Raw genomic sequence first — 17053 nt, 5'->3', positions numbered from 1 at the left:
GAAACACTTTTTCAAGTCGAAAAGAACTCTTTGCTTTAAAAAAGTAGATTTGAAGGGTAAAAAGGAGAAAAAATGACATTTTTTGAGAATTTGTAGTAATTATCTCATTGTTGCTAAAAAATAATATCCCTATTTTTAGCATCGATTAAGCTAAAACTTTTAAGTAATAAAATCATGAGAGAAAGCTTTAAAAAGATTGCAATAATTGCACACGACGGTAAGAAAGCTGAGATGGTTGGATTTTTTAAAGATCATATCGACCAATTAACTGGTGTAGAGATTGTAGCTACAGGAACTACAGGTAGTCATTTGGCAAAAGCTGGACTTGAAGTTGATGCTAAACTATCAGGACCAATGGGAGGTGATGCACAGATTGCTGCAATGGTTGCTGAAGGAGATATTGACGCGGTATTATTCTTTAGAGATCCACTAGGGAAACATCCACACGAGCCTGATGTACAAATGTTATTAAGATTGTGTGACCTTTATGATGTGCCATTGGCTACTAACCCAGCCTCTGCTACACTTCTTTTGAATGGTATCGATGTGATTAAGGCTAAAGCTAAAGTAGAATAGTCTATTACAAAGAGAAAAAGCCCTTGGTTTGATATACAGACCAAGGGCTTTTTCATTCAGTATAATCTACTTCAAAATAATTTTCTTATTAATAAACTGGTTCCCTACACCTATCTGCAAAATGTATGGTTGATTTTTTCTTAAATCATGGTCTATATCAACACTTGAAGATAGACTTGAATCAGACAGTTTTTTAGCCATTACTTTTTGCCCTAGAAGGTTAAATACTGAAACTTGAAGTTCTCTGTTTTGAGTTAATATTTGACCACTTAAAACTATTCGATTAGCCCCAACTCTTATATCTAATAATTCTTCCAAACCTTGTTGGACTGCCAAAATTTGATCAAGATTCTCGACTAACAATAATTGGAATCGATTCGGAGGATCATTTTCGAGTACTTCAACTGTAAAAGTATCTTCGCTATCATCTAGAAGAGTATAACTATTATTTACATTATCTTTGATAAAAACCCCTTCTGGTACTAGGTGATCTTCCCTCACAGTATAGTGAAAGCTGAATTGTTCAGCACTTTCGGATTCAATATTTAGATTAAAAATCTTCAAATCTTCAACTGGAGGCCAAGCTACAATTGAATGTTCTACCTCATCAATCTCAATGAAAACATCTAGATCTTGTGTTCCTCTAAGTTTTCTCGCATCATAGTTTTCATCAAAGTTCTCTGAGAAAATATAATCAAAACCCAATATCACTTTATCGGAGATTCCATCTTGCTTTTCAACATGTAATTCGAAAATACTAAAACCAGTACCTCCGTGATTGACACGTTTTAAGGAGTTTGATTCTCTTGACCTTACCTTCATTTCATTCGTAAACTCAACCTCCCCAGCAGAATTTGCTTTCACAAAGAAACCTTGGAAAGTTGGTATCTCACCCGTATTTAGAAGATTAAAGCAATCATAGCAACCTTTACCTTCACTATTTGAAGTATAAACCCAAACTGAACCTTCAAGCTCTGAGTTTGCACTGTGTGTTAAAAATGACTCTACATTTATAGGCGCCATATATGGGTTACCAAGTAGGTTAAACCCTGTTTGCGTAGACGAAACACCGACGGCGTAAGTCCCAGTGATAGGCTCTCCTGTAATACTTACATTTCCAATATCTGACGCTATAAAACCTTTACCTATTTCTAATTGGTTACCCTCGTTAAATACCTTCCAAACATCATCACTCATATCATTTGGAGTGTAACTTGGGTCATTACCGTTATCATTTATACCATCATCGGTTCCTTCTTCATCAAAATAATAACGATCGGTACTACTAATACTATCATGAAGATTTCGACTTGTTACTGGTAGAGAAAGATAATTATAAGCATTAACACCTTCCCCATGCCCAGTTCTTTTAAATGTGGTATTCCCCTCAATTTGAGATGAAATTTCATGTAACAAGACTGCTCCATCTTCAAAATTCAAGTTTGAATTGGTATTTAATGTTGTATTTGCTTCCAACTCCAATACATTACTTATGTTCAGGGTGTTTATTACTTCTATTTCACCATTCGGGTTCGTTAGATACAAGGATCCACCTCCAGTTATTTTTGAGTTATCACTCACTATTGATTCAGATATTCTAACTTCTTCTCCTTTAGGAATATTCAATGAAACATCTGATTCCAATATCAATTTCTTAGCTGAAAAAGATGTATTGGGAGAGTTTTGTTCAATTCTTACGACTCTATCAGATGATGGTGTTCCATTGACCCACTGAGTTCCATCCCAATAAGTATCTGCAAATGGTAGATTAAGAAAATCTTGAGCAAACTCTTCTGCTTCAGCCAAAATAGCTTCAACTTTCGTTTTGTTTACTGTGGTTATAGCCAATATGAATACAACTCTTTGCGACTCTTGAGGAGAAATACCATAAAGTTTTGCTCCAAGCATAGACCCAACATTGGCACCACTAGCACCTCCAATGACTGAATCATCTATTTGATCAGACATTAATGAGAACTTTTCTGAATCAGAAAAACCATCTGATAAATCGATATCTTGATTTCCACTTTCTTGATCAAATGATTTATAAAATCTATCCTCATTTAATACCTTAAAAGCTGCATATTTAGAAATACCTGTATTATAAGCGTATACATAATCCTTACTAGAATCCCATGAAGCAACATCTGTATTCCGAACACTTGTACTTCCACTCAATAGCCAATCTATGTACATCCCTGCGTAAAGAGAATCAATTGTCTGATCTGAAGTATTAGTCAATTTCAAATCAATTAAAATAAAATCATCTTTTTCATCATCCTTATTTCCATAAGCTATTAACTCTACATCTACATTATTAGAAGTCTCTGAACCTCTTTGGTAATCATTGAAAGCAGTATAAACCGAAGCTCGATGATTCTCTCTTTCATAATATGAAGGAGAATGATTGGAAGAAAAATCTGTATCTGCATATAAGTCATCTTCATTTCTGATTGCATCTGATACTGAATTTTCATCTTGTGCAATAACCGCTGAAAACTGATACATGAAACGCCTATAGCCAGAACTTTTATGATAGAAACTTGAAGGATATCCAAGTGATCCATCCGATTTAAAATATCCTGCAAAATTATTCAGATAGAGTAAGATCTTAGACTCTTTAGGAGTGATGTAGAAATACTGTTCGTCGTAATAATTATTATTAGGATCAGAAAAAATAAGCTTAAATGAGAATCGACTACCTTCAGATACATCTTCAATCAATTTAATTTTGAAAACAGTTTGATCCAATTCTGTTTTCTCTAATTCATTCAGTGCTCCAATATTGAAATTACCTTCCAAAATTTCAAACGCTGTAGAATTACTCTCTATTTGTACATTCAACTGACTAGAAGTTGAATTAAGATAATTTTTAAATTGTCCATTTATAAAAAATTCATCATTCAACTCAATAATATCTCCTCTTGAGGAAAATGCAGAAATATCCTCCATTCTTACGGAAATAGCCTCATCTAATCTATTTAAAGCATTCAACGGTTTTACAAAACCTCTTCCCAAATATCCTTGTAAAGAAGAGTTTGTAGAATTCTGATAGATAGATGTATCTGCTGTAGTACGAATTAACTCTCCTACTTGAGACATTGTCAAACTCTTATCGTAAGAAGCTATCAAAGCAGCAACACCTGCAGTAAGTGGAGATGCATATGAAGTACCGGCAGATGTTCCATAGGTATTATTCGCTCTTGTTACATGAACATTACTACCAAGGTTTGCTACATCAATTTTATGACTATACTTATAATCAAGATTATTATAATTTTGCTTTAGACCTGTAACAGATAATACATTATCGTAAGAAGCTGGGTAATAATCAGTATGACTAGCTGAGTTGTTTCCTGCGGCAGCCACAAATAAAACATCGTATGTTTCGGTCAAATAATTAATAATTTCTTGCTCATAACGAGCAGGGTTAAAAGCTCTACCCAACGAAAGGTTAATCACCTTACAGCCATTCATAGCGGCATAGATCATAGCCTCAGAGATATTGATTAAAGAACCCGATGTAGTCTCCACTTTTAGAGGCATATATTTACATAGAGGAGCTACACCACTTATTCCTACTCCATTATCCGAGATGGCAACTGCTGTTCCGGCAACAGACAAACCATGTGTACTTCTATCTATACTTGGGTCATTGTCTTCTTCAGCAAAATCATAACCTGTAATATCATCTATATAACCATTTCCATCATCATCTACATTAGGCAGCCCCTCTTTCTCAGCCTGATTAAAATAAAGGTTGTTAGCTAAATCTTCATGCCCTAATTCTGTCCCTGTATCTATTATTCCAATCACAAGGTTACTATCCCCTTTTGTCAATTTCCATACACCTTCTATGGAGAATAAATCTGCCATAAGTTGGGATGAGTACAAAGGGTCATTTGGGGTATCTAAGAGTTCATAGGTATATGCAGGCTCTGCATACTCAATAGATTCATTTTCCATTAATTTTAGAATCACCTCTTCAATGGCTAGCGATGTTTCTATCTCTAGTTCATAGATTTTATAAACTTCAGGCAAACTTTCTTGCGTTCTAGAATTGCTTAAGTTATCAGAATTACGAAAGAAAGACTTTTGAGAATTTATTGCAAAATCACCTTTATTACTTGATGACAAAGAACTTACTTGATGATCACTTGGGAAGTCCTTGTATTTTACTATGACTTTATTGCTTTCATATTCATTTGGGGAGAGTTTGGATTGTTGAGCAATTAAATAAAATGAGTTAATAATAAGAATAAATGATAGTAATGTTGATTTCATAGTTGGCTATTTAGTTCTCTCAAAATAGCGCTTCACTACATTCTATGAAGTTTACTTTTTACTATGAAATTGCACAAGTGATATAAAAACAAAAACGGTAAAAAAGCAGTGCTTCTTTACCGTTTTGTAAATCTTATATCCTTTGAGAATTAGTTCTCAATGCTTCTAATGATTCTTAATTGATCTTTAAGTACTTTGATTTCAGCCTGTGCTTTAGAAATCTTCTCATTGTACTCTTCTCTCATCTTATCAGCTGTCTTCGAATTAGCGAAGAAAGCAAGGTTGTTCTGCCATAAAGCAATATCATTCTCAAGATTTGTAATTCTGTTACGAACTTTACTCTCTTGATTTTTAAATCTTCCTCCACCAGGAACAGATTTAAAGATATCAGCTTTGAATTTCAGCTTTTGAGTTTCTTTTTCATCACCTTCTAAAGACGAAGTATCAAGATAAGTTTCGCAAGCATTGAGCAATTTATCCATGATCGCATCTTTGTCTCTTCTAGGAACAAAGCCAATAGCCATAAAAGCTTGTACTTTTTCTTTCAACAAATCAATATTGAAATCTCCATCTTCTTTAGCCAAAGTATTGATTTCAAGAATGATTTCTTCCTTCTTCTTCAAGTTATCCAAGAACTCTTTATCTTGTTCTTTACGTTGGCTTCTTTTTCTCTCGAAGAAAACATCACAAGCAGCTTTGAACTTTTCGTAAACTGAATCACGGAATTTTTCAGGAACAGGACCAATTTTCTTCCAATCCTCTTGTAGTCTTTTCAGATCGTTAGTCGTCGTGTTCCAATCTTCGCTATCTTTAAGCTCTTCAGCTTTAGCTACTAGCTCTTCTTTCTTCTTTAAGTTCTCAGCTCTGAAAGCCTCAAGCTTTTCAAAGAATTTATTCTTACGAGCAAAGAATGATTTAAAGTTACCCCAAAACTGCTTATTGATATCTTTAGCTACTTCTCTTGGAAGAGGACCAATTTTATCCCATTCTTCTTGAATAGCCAGCAATTCTTTCGTTTTCTCATTCCATTCTTTTATACGGTCAGAGTCAAAATCTGAAACCTTCTCAACTTGAAGACAAAGATCTTGTTTCTTCTGCATGTTTTCGTTGAGAACTTTCTTAAACTCTTCTGCATGAGCTCTTCTTTTGTCATATAGTACATCAGAAGCCTTTTTAAATCTATCCCAAACTGCATCTTGTTCTTCTTTAGGAACAGGACCAATAGATTTAAACTCATCATGAAGCAAATTCAATTTTGTAACTGCTTCATTAATATTTTCCTCTTCTAATAGAGATTCAGCTCTTTCACAAAGCGCTAACTTCAACTCTAGATTTTTCTTACGATCAAGTTCTTTTAATTCAAACTCAATACTCATGTTATCGTAAAAACGATCTAGAAGTGCATGATATGTTTTATAAAGATCATCAGCATCTGCTTGAGGTACAGCACCAATTTCTTTCCATTTTTTCTGAAGCTCTTTAACTTTAGCCATCGCTCCAGATTGATTCGAAGAATCTAGGATTTCATTGATTTCGTTAATAACCTTCTTTTTAGCTTTCAGGTTATTATCTCTAGCTGATTGAAGATCTTCGAAATATTGTTTTTTACGAGATCTAACCGTTTTATAATTAGTAAAGAAAGCATCGATATCTTTATCACGATACTCAAACCCATCTTCATCACCACCTTCTTCCAGAAACTTAGCTTTAGCGATTTCAGACTCCTCTCTACGGATATCCTCAATTACCTCACGAATTTCTTTTACAACCTGCTCCGCCTTAACTACATCTTTTACAGTTGTCAACTCTTGAGATACTTTCACCAACTCTTCTTTCGAAAGTTTGTGGAAATCAATCTCATTTTCAAACACTTTGTCTTCAACTTCATTTGTAGTTTCTTCAGTAGAAACTTCTTCTTTGATGTTGTTTTCAGCTTCTTGAGCTTTGTTCGCTAATGTCTTTTCTTCTGCGCTCATTTCTTGATTTTTTTGTTCAGAACCATCGTTTACGTCTGGAACAATCTTGTTATTGTCAAGATTGTTAGAATTTCCTTCCTCAGAAGGTTGGTGTGCGTCCTCAGGATTTGTACTCATATGCTATTTATTTAGTCCTAACCATAATGATTAGGGAATAGATATTAAGTCATGTTATACCTCGATGAATTAGAATGCTTTAATTTCTAAAAATAATTAAGCTAAAGTTCAAAAAGGTATTCATTCCCCGTTTGTATTCAAATGTCGTAATTCCATTTTAAACAAACCAAATTTTTCAGCTTCAAACCTCAAATTAATCTATCTAATTTGAGATACCTTCTATTTTTAAACAAAAAAACTGACCTAGGGTCAGTTTTTCTATTCTAATTTATAGTCTAATATTTTAATTCCATCTTGGATCTCTCGGGTAATTGGAAAGTACTTTATATTTTCCTCCCATATTTTTGAGAACACTTTGCCACAATGTATCACTTTCTTCTTTAAAAATAATTGATGGGTCTTGATGTGAAACAATCCAAGAATTATTCTCTAGCTCATCTCTTAGCTGTAAATGACTCCAACCGCTGTAACCCATAAAGAATCGACAATTATCTGTGGTTAAGAATCCATTTTCTGCCATAAATTGTAGGTGTTCAAATTCTCCTCCCCAATAAACGCCATTTCTGAGCTTAACAGCCCCTTTTACATCTGACATTGTATGTAAATAATGGAGTGTATCTTGCTCTACTGGGCCTCCGATAAATAATTCATGTTCTTTGGCCAAGTTTAACGAAATATCTTCCATTTGAACCACCGAAGGTTTATTCAAAACGAGCCCAAAGGACCCTTCTTCCTCATTATGTTCACAGACCAAGACTACAGCACGTTCAAAATTTGGGTCAGTCATAAAAGGTTCTGCTAAAAGGATATCTCCTTTTCTTATTTCTTGTTTCTGATTGTAATCGAAAATAAATTCCATAGCATTGTAGTTTTGGTGAAACAATAATGACCTCTAACTTTATCTACAGCTCCATAAACAGATAAAATCCTATTTTAAATTAAATAAATAACAGTTATCCATTAATTTAATTTGTTAATTCCCATTAAAAAATGCAAAGCATACAGCTCTTTTTTTTTCAATTTGATTGAATTATACTGCTTAAGTACAAAAACCTATACCCCATGTTAATAATACGGTGAATACAAACTTGCAGTTCTGCAAACTTGTACATTTCCTTACATTCCTTTATGATTCTATTTAAAATAGATTTTATCCTAAAGCTTTTCCTCTAGATTATCAAAAAATAGAAATAAGCTTTTAACTTTGTAGATGATAGATCAAGGTTAGATGAAATTTAATTATGGATTATTTAAATAGTCTTAACGAGCCACAGAGAGAAGCGGTTGTAAACGCTGAAGGTCCAATGATGATTATTGCTGGTGCTGGATCTGGTAAAACAAGGGTTCTTACTTATAAAATTGCTTATTTGATGGAAAAAGGGGTTGAACCTTTTAACATCTTAGCATTGACTTTTACCAATAAAGCTGCTCGCGAAATGCGAGAGAGGATTGAAAGTGTGGTTGGTACTGAGGCAAGAAACCTATGGATGGGAACTTTCCACTCTATTTTTGCTCGTATTTTAAGATATGAAGCAGACAAGCTAGGTTATCAGAGTAATTTTACGATCTATGATTCTGATGACTCAAAGTCCGTAATTAAATCTATTATTAAAGAGTATAAACTCGACGATAAAATCTATAAACCAAATGGTGTTTTAGCTCGTATTTCAAATGCTAAAAACAATCTAATTTCGTGGAGAGGTTATGCAAATAACTCAGAATATAAATTAGAGGATGAAGCGAGTGGAAGACCAAAAATTGCTGATATTTTCAAAGAGTATGCTTTGAGATGTTTTAAAGCAAATGCGATGGATTTCGACGATTTGTTATACAACACAAATGTCCTTCTCCATAAATTCCCTGATGTTTTAAATAAGTATCAGCAAAAGTTTCAATACGTGATGATTGATGAGTTTCAAGATACCAACGTCTCTCAATATTCAATCACAAAGAAGCTTGCAGCGGTACGTCAAAATATTTGTGTAGTAGGTGACGACGCACAAAGTATCTATGCCTTTAGGGGAGCAAACATCCAAAACATCTTGAACTTTGAGAAAGACTACCCCGATCTTAAGGTCATCAAACTTGAGCAGAATTACCGTTCATCTCAAAATATTGTTGAAGCTGCTAACTCAGTTATCAAACACAACCAAGCCCAGCTTAAAAAGAACGTTTGGACTAGCAATGACGATGGTAGACTGATTGATGTAATTAGGGCTACATCTGACTCTGAAGAGGCTAAATTGATCGCAACTTCCATTTTTGAGGAAAGAATGAATAACAACCTCAATTGTGAAGATTTTGCTATTCTTTACCGTACAAACTCTCAGTCCAGATCTATTGAAGAATCTTTAAGGAAAATGAATATTCCTTACCGTATCATTGGAGGTTTATCTTTCTACCAAAGAAAGGAAATCAAAGATATGGTAGCCTATTTAAGGTTTGTCATTAACCCTGCCGATACGGAAGCACTAAAAAGGATTATTAATTACCCGAAAAGAGCAATTGGTCCTACTTCAGTTGATAAAATATTAGTGAAAGCCTCACAGGAGAATACAACACCTTGGCAAATCATTCTAAATGCTAGAAGATACTTCACAGGTAGACTAACAACTCAGCTTGAAAACTTTGCGAACATGGTTCAAGCTTTCATGTTAGATGTCAAAAACAAAGATGCATTTACTGCAGCAACATCTGTAGCGAAAGGGTCTGGATTACTCCGTGAATTATATGATGATAAAACAGTTGAGGGTCGTGTACGTTATGAAAACCTTCAAGAGTTACTAAATGCTGTCAAAGCTTTTGTAGATGATCCTGAAAAAGAAGATAAAAGTTTAGAAACATTTCTTCAGGAAGTTTCTCTGATCACTTCACAAGATCAGAGTAAAGAAGACAGCGATGCTGTGACCCTTATGACCATACATATGTCTAAAGGTCTAGAGTACAAGCATGTCTATATTGCTGGTATGGAAGAGAATCTTTTCCCTTCTCAAATGATGCTTGAAAGTAGAGCCGACTTAGAGGAAGAAAGAAGACTTTTCTACGTAGCAATCACAAGAGCGATGTCAAAGCTTACACTTTCATACGCCCTTCAAAGATACCGTTTTGGTAAATTGATTATGTGTGAGCCTAGCCGATTCTTGAGTGAAGTAGATTCTAAATTCTTAAATGTTCAAAAACCTGTCAGAAGACCTTCATCTTTCAGTGAAGGACAAGCTACTTCAGGTCGATTTGGATCATTTAGTAAAACTGAATCAAAGTCTCCTACTACTAACAGAAATACATTTACCTCTTTCTCTAAAAAGAAAGATATCCCAAACCTTGAAAACTTTACGCCGTCAAATCCAGCAGAGCTAAGACAAGGTCAAAATGTACTGCATAAGAAATTTGGGAAAGGTACAATCACAGCCATTTTGGAAGATGGCTCAGATAAAAGAGCAAAAGTTAACTTTGATTCTGAAGGTGAAAAAACGCTAATCCTAGCTTTTGCCAAACTAATGATTATGGATTAAAGAATTAGTTATTATAAAAAACAAAAATCCCAATTGTATTTGAACTACAATTGGGATTTTTTTATGTAGATATGAAATTAGTTTGCTAACGCTCCTATTCCACCAATAAAGTAATGCAGCTTTTCAGAAATCATTGCAGGCACTACTTCTTTATGTCTAATTTCTTTGAGTATATACTCTTTATCAATTTCTCGACCACCAACAATTAACCATGAAGATGTAGATGATTTATACGTTGGATAATACATAAAATGAGATCCAATATTCTCAAAAGCATACATTACACCTTTATGAAGTATCTCTCCTTTGATCTTATAAATTTCTCCAACAAATAAAGCTTTTTCAGCCCATTCGCTTATTTCATCCAGTGTCAATTCATGATTAATCACTTTGAAACTGTGATCACTCTCAGACTCTTCATAAATCGAAACTTTTGAAGAAGACTTATTCTCATCTAAATGAAGATACTTCAAATGAGGATTGATAATTGACAACTCCGCTGAATGTAAATTATCCACTACCTCATCGACTTCAAGCACATTGGCCAAATAAGCCGATTCATGAGCATTTATTCTGTCGATCAATTCATTTTCTAACGGATAGAAAATTGACTTCTCAATCTGGAAAAATCTTAAGAACTCTTTATCTGAAGTTAAGATGTACTTAATTTGATTCAGATTCATTTCATCAGAAAAGACCATTACAATTCCCTCAACTTCAGGACATCTGTCTAACGATTTCAACAAGTCCATAATGTAGTCTTCAGACATCTTTTTGTAGAAAAGAGGAAAATTCTCATAGCTTTTTTCAAAAGCTTCTTGGTATAGAACTCCTTTATTCTCAAAATCTGGAAGGCTGTCTAGGTACTTTTTAACGTTAGCGTTGTTTGCTGAAATTAGGGTAATAGGCGTCTTCTGATTTTTCATATCCTTGTTTGTTATTTTCGTCTCTATTTTCTTGAGATCATTCCTCAATCGCACATGAGTCGATCCCTTTTTGTAAAGTTTCTCGATCTAAACCATGACCAATAATGACTAGCTGAGATGTTCTATCATCGTCCTCACTCCACTTGTCTCCTTCAGAGAATATGATATTCCCTCTAACTGATTGGATGATTACTTTCTCTTCGGTGTTCGGCTTATTCAACAGACCCTTAATTCGATAAATTCCATCAGGGTTGAACAATAAAAGTGAACGGAGCCAATATTGAAATTTATTAAGATTTAAGGGCTTATTTTGGCTAAAAGTAAGTGACTTTATTCCTTTATGATGATCCCCTTTTTCAGATTTAGAATTTAGAATTCGCTCATTGACAGTATCCGCTCTAAAAGAAAATTGTGACAGTACTTCTTCTGCATTGACTTTCGCGTAGTCAGTATGAATAATACTAGCCAATGGGTTGATTGCTTTTACTGCCTCAAGTACATTTTGCTTTATTTCCTCATCTATTTCAGATGATTTATTGAACACTAACAAATCTGCTAAGGCTAGCTGTCTTTTTGCGACAGGCTCTGATTCTAAGCTTTTTAGTAAATGTTCTGCATCAATCATACCAATGACAGCATTCACCTCAAAAAGCTCATCAAAATGATAGTCATTTATAAATACAGACAATATCCCGTCAGGTTCAGCAACTCCCGTAGTTTCAATAATCAAGTGGTCAAAATCCTTTCCTGTAGTTACAAGTTTATTTAAAGTTTGTCCCAACTCTTGATTTAAAGAACAGCAAATACATCCATTCGACAATTCAAAAATCCCTTGAGCTTGTGTATTCACTAAATCTTTGTCAATATTTATTGCCCCAAACTCATTTTCTATAATCGCAAACTTCGTATTGGGTTGTGATTCTATAAGGTGATTGAGTAAAGTTGTTTTTCCAGCTCCTAGAAATCCAGTTAGTATAGTTACAGGAATGCGTTTCATTATTTATTGTCTTTTATAATTATCCAAAATAACTGCTGTAGCGATGGCTACATTTAAAGATTCAGCCTCTCCAAATCTTGGGATAGTGATTTTTTTATTGATAAGTCCCTCAATCTGTTCTGAAATTCCATTGGACTCATTTCCCATCACTAAGATTCCTTTTTCTGCGAGTTTGGACTGATATATATTATCCCCATCCATAAAAGCACCTACAATTGGGGTATTGGAATTTTGCGCTTCTAAAAATGAAGTTAGATCACCGTAGTAAGGATTGATACGACAAAAAGACCCCATAGTTGAAGAGATCACTTTAGGATTATAAAAGTCCGCAGAATTATCCGAACAAAATACATTTTTAATCCCATACCAATCTGCTATTCTGATAATTGTACCTAGATTTCCAGGGTCTCTAACATCATCAAGACAGATAACTAATTCATTTTCAGCATTAGGTTTCACAGCCTCTTTCATTCGAACGATGGCTATAGCTGCATCATTAGACTTGAAAGTACCCGCTTTTTCTAGATCAGAAATATTAGAAAGTTGTTTCAATTCAGCACTAGACGAATTGAGTAAGTCTTGATGTCTTTCCTCAAATTCTTGGGTATAAAAAAGTGCTTCGATTTTATAATCTGACCTTAGTAACTCTTCCACATTCTTTCTCCCTTCCACAAGGAATCTCTGTGAAGCTTTACGATTCTTTTTCAAGTGAAGTGCTCTGACTTCTTTTTGCCAACGTTTATTCAAGTTTAAATTCTTTTTAGTCTGAAACTTTCCTACAAAACTAATAATTCTAATATTTAAAGACTACACCCCTCATTGTAAAGCCTCATAAAGAATGTTTTTAGATAAAATAAAGAAATATTTAGAGTCATACCACAATCTCTCTTCTAATGAAATAGACGAGTTAGAAAACTTGATTGAAAAGTCGAAAAAAATAAATAGACAAATTGAAGAAAATGCCTTCTTCAGAGAAATCTTTAGATTGGTATTTAAATATACCCAAGAGAGTCTTTTTGTGATTGATTTCACAGGCAAGTTTATTTATGCACCCTCTTTATGGCTCAGACTTTCAGGTTTTTCATCCAAAGACCTAACCAGCAAAAATGTGAGCGATTATGTTCACACAGAAGATCTAATGATAATCGAAAATCTTCTCGATCAAATCAGAAAAGATTTTAAAACCATTAAAGACATTCAAATTCGATTAAAAACTAAATCGGGGGAATATCATTGGCACAATGTTAATTGTATACCATCTAAAAAAATCAAACAATTTGACAATGTCATATTAGTCACTGCAAGAGATATTACCGAAGACATCGCCAAAGAAGAACAACTTATCAATGCTCAAGAAAATGAAGAATTATTAGATAAATCGCTCAAAGAAAGTAGAGAAGAACTCCACATTTATCAAGAACAATTACAGGCTCAAGAAAATCAAGAGCGCTTCATCAGAAAAGAAAATGCAAAGAATAAAGCTATTCTTAACTCAATCATGAATGCCTGTGATACTCAGATTTTTTCAGTGAATACCAACTTTCAATTAATTTCTTGCAACTATCATTTTGCCGAGAGCGTAGAGCAGTATTTAGAAAAAAAGGCTTTGTATAAAACTTCTATTTTTGAAATCACGACTAAAAACAATAGAAAGGACTTAAGAGAAAGCCTTTCAAGAGCATTTAAAGGAGAAGAATTTTCAGAGTTCTACAGTATTGAATACGCAAATAAGGTCTTTAGAAGAAAAGTACTTTTCACTCCAATCAGAAATGTTGATGAGGTAATAGGTGCTACCGTTATCGCAATAGACGTGAGTGATCTATAAGTTAGCCAAGCTAATCTGCCCAAATTCATCTAAATGCAATTCCCCTTCTTCTACCATTTCTCGTACTAAATCTATCAAGTAATTTTTATTTGTTGGTCTAAGTTTAGATTCAATTTCTTGAATATCTGCTTCCTTTACTTTTTCCAATAGAGATTGAATGTCCTTTTTCAAATCTAAAGGTTGAGATGCTTTTTTAAGATATTTGATACAATTATCGCATACGCCACATGGTTTTGCCGTTGTTTCATCAAAATACTCAGAGATCAATACGCTTCTGCATCTTCTAGTATTTTGTGTATAATTCATCATTGCTTGGATTTTCTCAAGCTCTCTAGCCTTTCTTTCCTTTAAAATTTTGACATCTATCGGCAGATTATCTGCTACATATCTTTCAGTCAGATAAGTGAGCTGTGCTTTATCTTTCTGTGTTTGGAAAACCAAAATACCTTGAGAATGTAACTCTGCTAAATACTCTCTGAGTTGAGAAACACTCACATGAATACTATTTGCTAGTGTCTGCTCTGAAATATTGACATAATGTGTAAATGCTTCACCGCCATAAAATCTCACCAAACTCTTCAATAATGGATCGAAGGCATAATTTGCCACTTGAAATTTATATACATTCTCTTGTGATACCGCAAACATAAAATTTGAATTCTGATAGATTGGCTCACTGATAAGAATGAAACCTTGCTCTTCTAGACACTTCAAAGCATAAAAAGTCTCCGCATGGGGTAAGTCATATTTTTTGAGAAAATCTTCAAGAACGAAATCAAAAGTTGCCATTTCACCTCCACCTGCAGCAAGTCTGAAGTAATTCCCAAGTATCTGATAGACTCGTCTTAAAACTTTTGGTTCGGGGTACCGCTTATCAATTCTTTGTTTAATTCTATCAAAATCCTTCGTCTGATTAAGCAATACAGCATAGGATTTTTCACCATCACGCCCTGCCCTTCCTGCTTCTTGATAATATGCTTCAATACTGTCTGAGGGATCTAAATGGATTATAATTCGAACATCTGGTTTATCTATTCCCATTCCGAAAGCGTTGGTTGCAACCATTACTCTTGTCTGATTATTCATCCATTTATCTTGCTTCAAACTGCGTTCTTGGTTATTTAACCCAGCATGATAAAAATCTGATGAAACCCCATAATGATTCAAGTAATTAGCTACATCCTCTGTCCCTTGCCTATTTCTTAAATACACAATTGCACAGCCTTCTACCCTACTTAAAATTTCTTTTAGTTTAACAGCTTTATCTTCAGCTTCTCGTACTGAAAATGAAAGATTCTTACGTTGAAAACTATTCGAAAAAGTTTTTGACTTCGCTCCGAATAGCAACTTTTCCTTGATATCACTCTGAACTAGCTTTCCAGCACTTGCTGTAAGAGCCAAAATTGGGACATCTGGAATTGTCTTTCTAAAATCGGCTATTTGTAAATAGGGAGGTCTGAAATCGTATCCCCATTGTGAAATACAATGAGCTTCATCTACAGCAATAAGACTAATATTCATCTGTGCCGCCCTCTCTAAAAACAACTTCGTTTTTAATCTTTCAGGTGAAACGTACAAGAATTTCACTTTTCCATAAATACAATTATCAAGAATCAGATCAATTTGTCTTTTAGGCATTCCCGAGTAGAGAGCTTCGGCAGGAATTTTTTTTGCTTTCAAATTCTGCACTTGATCTTTCATAAGGGCTATAAGTGGCGTAACAACCACACACACACCCTCTATTGCTAAAGCAGGAACTTGAAAACAAATCGACTTTCCTCCACCTGTCGGTAAAAGTGCCAAAGTATCCTGTTTCTCTAATACTGAGGTAATTATATCTTCCTGTAAAGGTCTAAAGCTATCAAACCCCCAATAATACTTCAATATTTGCCCAATTTTCGCATTCATGCTCTAGCTATTCTTCAGTTTTGTATTTCTAATCCTAGAAAAATTGTTATTCTTGAAAAGAGTCAAAAATAGTGATTAGATCATCCTAAGATGTGATTTTTTTAGAAAAAAAATAAATGTACTTTTGCGGCATGGAAAATACAGCGAAGAAAATAGCAGAAATGCTTTTGGAGATAAAAGCAATAAAAATTCGTCCCGAAACTCCGTTTACGTGGGCATCAGGTTGGAAATCTCCTATTTACTGTGACAACCGTCTTTCTCTTTCTTACCCAGATGTAAGAACATATGTGAAAGAGGCCTTAGCTAAACTAATTAAAGAAGAATTTCCTGAGGTAGAAGTAATAGCTGGTGTAGCTACTGCCGGTATTCCTCAAGGTGCTCTTGTTGCTGAAGAACTAGGATTACCATTCTGTTATGTGAGATCAAAACCAAAAGGACATGGTATGACTAACATGATTGAAGGTGAAGTGAGAGAAGGCGCAAAAGCTGTTGTTATTGAAGATTTGATCTCAACTGGTGGTAGTTCAATCAAAGCAGCAAAAGACCTACAAGCTGCCGGAGTTGAAGTACTAGGGCTAGTTTCTATCTTCACTTACGGATTCCCAATTGCGGATAACAACTTCAAAGAAGCAGCTATCGAATACCGTACTCTCTCAAACTACCCAACTCTATTGGAGGTAGCTTTAGAAAAAGACTACATTGATGCTTCAAAACTAGAAACATTAAAAGAATGGAGGGAAAATCCTTCCGTTTGGGGATAATATTCAAAAAATCCCTATCGTTTACTACGATAGGGATTTTTGTACTTTTTGAACTTATTCCGTATGAGTTTTTTCAATTAAAGAATATGAAAAATATTGTTTTTCTATTAATGAGAAAGAAATTCTATATTTTCGTTTAAAATAATATTCTTTTCCATCGTTATATTATTA

Annotated in this window: 11 protein-coding genes; 4 read left to right on the top strand and 7 right to left on the bottom strand. The window is 34.3% G+C overall.

Annotation, left to right across the window (positions count from 1 at the left end):
• Positions 1 to 174 precede the first annotated feature (174 nt).
• Positions 175 to 576, top strand: a complete 402-nt coding sequence (locus BC781_RS18960; RefSeq protein WP_109620780.1) for a methylglyoxal synthase — start codon at positions 175 to 177, stop codon at positions 574 to 576.
• 66 nt (positions 577 to 642) lie between these two features.
• Here the strand turns inward: BC781_RS18960 and BC781_RS18955 are convergent, their stop codons facing one another.
• The 3 genes from BC781_RS18955 to BC781_RS18945 form a co-directional block, all read right to left on the bottom strand.
• A complete protein-coding gene (locus tag BC781_RS18955; RefSeq protein ID WP_109620778.1) occupies positions 643 to 4860 on the bottom strand; it encodes a S8 family serine peptidase in 4218 nt (1405 codons plus the stop codon).
• A 149-nt stretch (positions 4861 to 5009) separates the two neighbouring features.
• On the bottom strand, positions 5010 to 6953 hold the full coding sequence (locus tag BC781_RS18950; protein ID WP_109620776.1) for a DUF349 domain-containing protein: 1944 nt from the start codon (positions 6951 to 6953) through the stop codon (positions 5010 to 5012).
• Between the two features lie 283 nt (positions 6954 to 7236).
• On the bottom strand, positions 7237 to 7812 hold the full coding sequence (locus BC781_RS18945) for a YqgE/AlgH family protein (RefSeq protein WP_109620774.1): 576 nt from the start codon (positions 7810 to 7812) through the stop codon (positions 7237 to 7239).
• A 382-nt stretch (positions 7813 to 8194) separates the two neighbouring features.
• Here BC781_RS18945 and BC781_RS18940 point away from each other — a divergent pair, with 382 nt between their 5' ends.
• On the top strand, positions 8195 to 10465 hold the full coding sequence (locus BC781_RS18940; protein WP_109620772.1) for an ATP-dependent helicase: 2271 nt from the start codon (positions 8195 to 8197) through the stop codon (positions 10463 to 10465).
• Positions 10466 to 10542: 77 nt separating this feature from the next.
• On the opposite strand, the gene BC781_RS18935 is transcribed toward BC781_RS18940, so the two are convergent.
• Genes BC781_RS18935 through BC781_RS18925 form a run of 3 tightly spaced genes read right to left on the bottom strand, consistent with a single transcriptional unit; the run spans position 10543 to position 13135 of the window.
• The gene (locus BC781_RS18935) at positions 10543 to 11391 is read right to left on the bottom strand and encodes a hypothetical protein (protein WP_109620770.1); all 849 of its coding nucleotides are present in this window, start codon (positions 11389 to 11391) and stop codon (positions 10543 to 10545) included.
• A gap of 37 nt (positions 11392 to 11428) precedes the next feature.
• Entirely contained in the window at positions 11429 to 12388 is a 960-nt protein-coding gene (locus tag BC781_RS18930; protein ID WP_109620767.1) for a CobW family GTP-binding protein, read from the bottom strand.
• A gap of 3 nt (positions 12389 to 12391) precedes the next feature.
• Entirely contained in the window at positions 12392 to 13135 is a 744-nt protein-coding gene (locus BC781_RS18925) for a TrmH family RNA methyltransferase (RefSeq protein ID WP_109620766.1), read from the bottom strand.
• Positions 13136 to 13226: 91 nt separating this feature from the next.
• Here BC781_RS18925 and BC781_RS18920 point away from each other — a divergent pair, with 91 nt between their 5' ends.
• Positions 13227 to 14213 carry a PAS domain S-box protein gene (locus BC781_RS18920; protein WP_109620751.1) on the top strand — a complete coding sequence of 329 codons (987 nt, stop codon included), beginning with the start codon at positions 13227 to 13229 and terminating at the stop codon, positions 14211 to 14213.
• Here the strand turns inward: BC781_RS18920 and BC781_RS18915 are convergent.
• Positions 14208 to 16121 carry a RecQ family ATP-dependent DNA helicase gene (locus tag BC781_RS18915; protein WP_109620749.1) on the bottom strand — a complete coding sequence of 638 codons (1914 nt, stop codon included), beginning with the start codon at positions 16119 to 16121 and terminating at the stop codon, positions 14208 to 14210. The genes BC781_RS18920 and BC781_RS18915 overlap by 6 nt on opposite strands.
• A gap of 131 nt (positions 16122 to 16252) precedes the next feature.
• Between BC781_RS18915 and pyrE the strand changes: the two genes are divergently transcribed.
• The gene (gene pyrE / locus BC781_RS18910; RefSeq protein ID WP_109620747.1) at positions 16253 to 16882 is read left to right on the top strand and encodes an orotate phosphoribosyltransferase; all 630 of its coding nucleotides are present in this window, start codon (positions 16253 to 16255) and stop codon (positions 16880 to 16882) included.
• The last annotated feature ends 171 nt before the right edge of the window (positions 16883 to 17053 follow it).

The organism is Sediminitomix flava (genome assembly GCF_003149185.1).
In the GTDB taxonomy this organism is placed as follows: Bacteria; Bacteroidota; Bacteroidia; order Cytophagales; family Flammeovirgaceae; genus Sediminitomix; species Sediminitomix flava.
Note: the sequence above shows the minus strand (reverse complement) of the source record. Positions and strands in the feature narration are given on the sequence as shown.

Excerpts from the sequence above, each read along its gene's own strand:
- pyrE (WP_109620747.1), top strand. The coding sequence starts at position 16,253 with ATGGAAAATACAGCGAAGAAAATAGCAGAAATGCTTTTGGAGATAAAA.
- BC781_RS18940 (WP_109620772.1), top strand. The coding sequence starts at position 8,195 with ATGGATTATTTAAATAGTCTTAACGAGCCACAGAGAGAAGCGGTTGTA.
- BC781_RS18920 (WP_109620751.1), top strand. The coding sequence starts at position 13,227 with ATGTTTTTAGATAAAATAAAGAAATATTTAGAGTCATACCACAATCTC.
- BC781_RS18960 (WP_109620780.1), top strand. The coding sequence starts at position 175 with ATGAGAGAAAGCTTTAAAAAGATTGCAATAATTGCACACGACGGTAAG.
- BC781_RS18955 (WP_109620778.1), bottom strand. The coding sequence starts at position 4,860 with ATGAAATCAACATTACTATCATTTATTCTTATTATTAACTCATTTTAT.
- BC781_RS18930 (WP_109620767.1), bottom strand. The coding sequence starts at position 12,388 with ATGAAACGCATTCCTGTAACTATACTAACTGGATTTCTAGGAGCTGGA.
- BC781_RS18935 (WP_109620770.1), bottom strand. The coding sequence starts at position 11,391 with ATGAAAAATCAGAAGACGCCTATTACCCTAATTTCAGCAAACAACGCT.
- BC781_RS18945 (WP_109620774.1), bottom strand. The coding sequence starts at position 7,812 with ATGGAATTTATTTTCGATTACAATCAGAAACAAGAAATAAGAAAAGGA.
- BC781_RS18950 (WP_109620776.1), bottom strand. The coding sequence starts at position 6,953 with ATGAGTACAAATCCTGAGGACGCACACCAACCTTCTGAGGAAGGAAAT.
- BC781_RS18915 (WP_109620749.1), bottom strand. The coding sequence starts at position 16,121 with ATGAATGCGAAAATTGGGCAAATATTGAAGTATTATTGGGGGTTTGAT.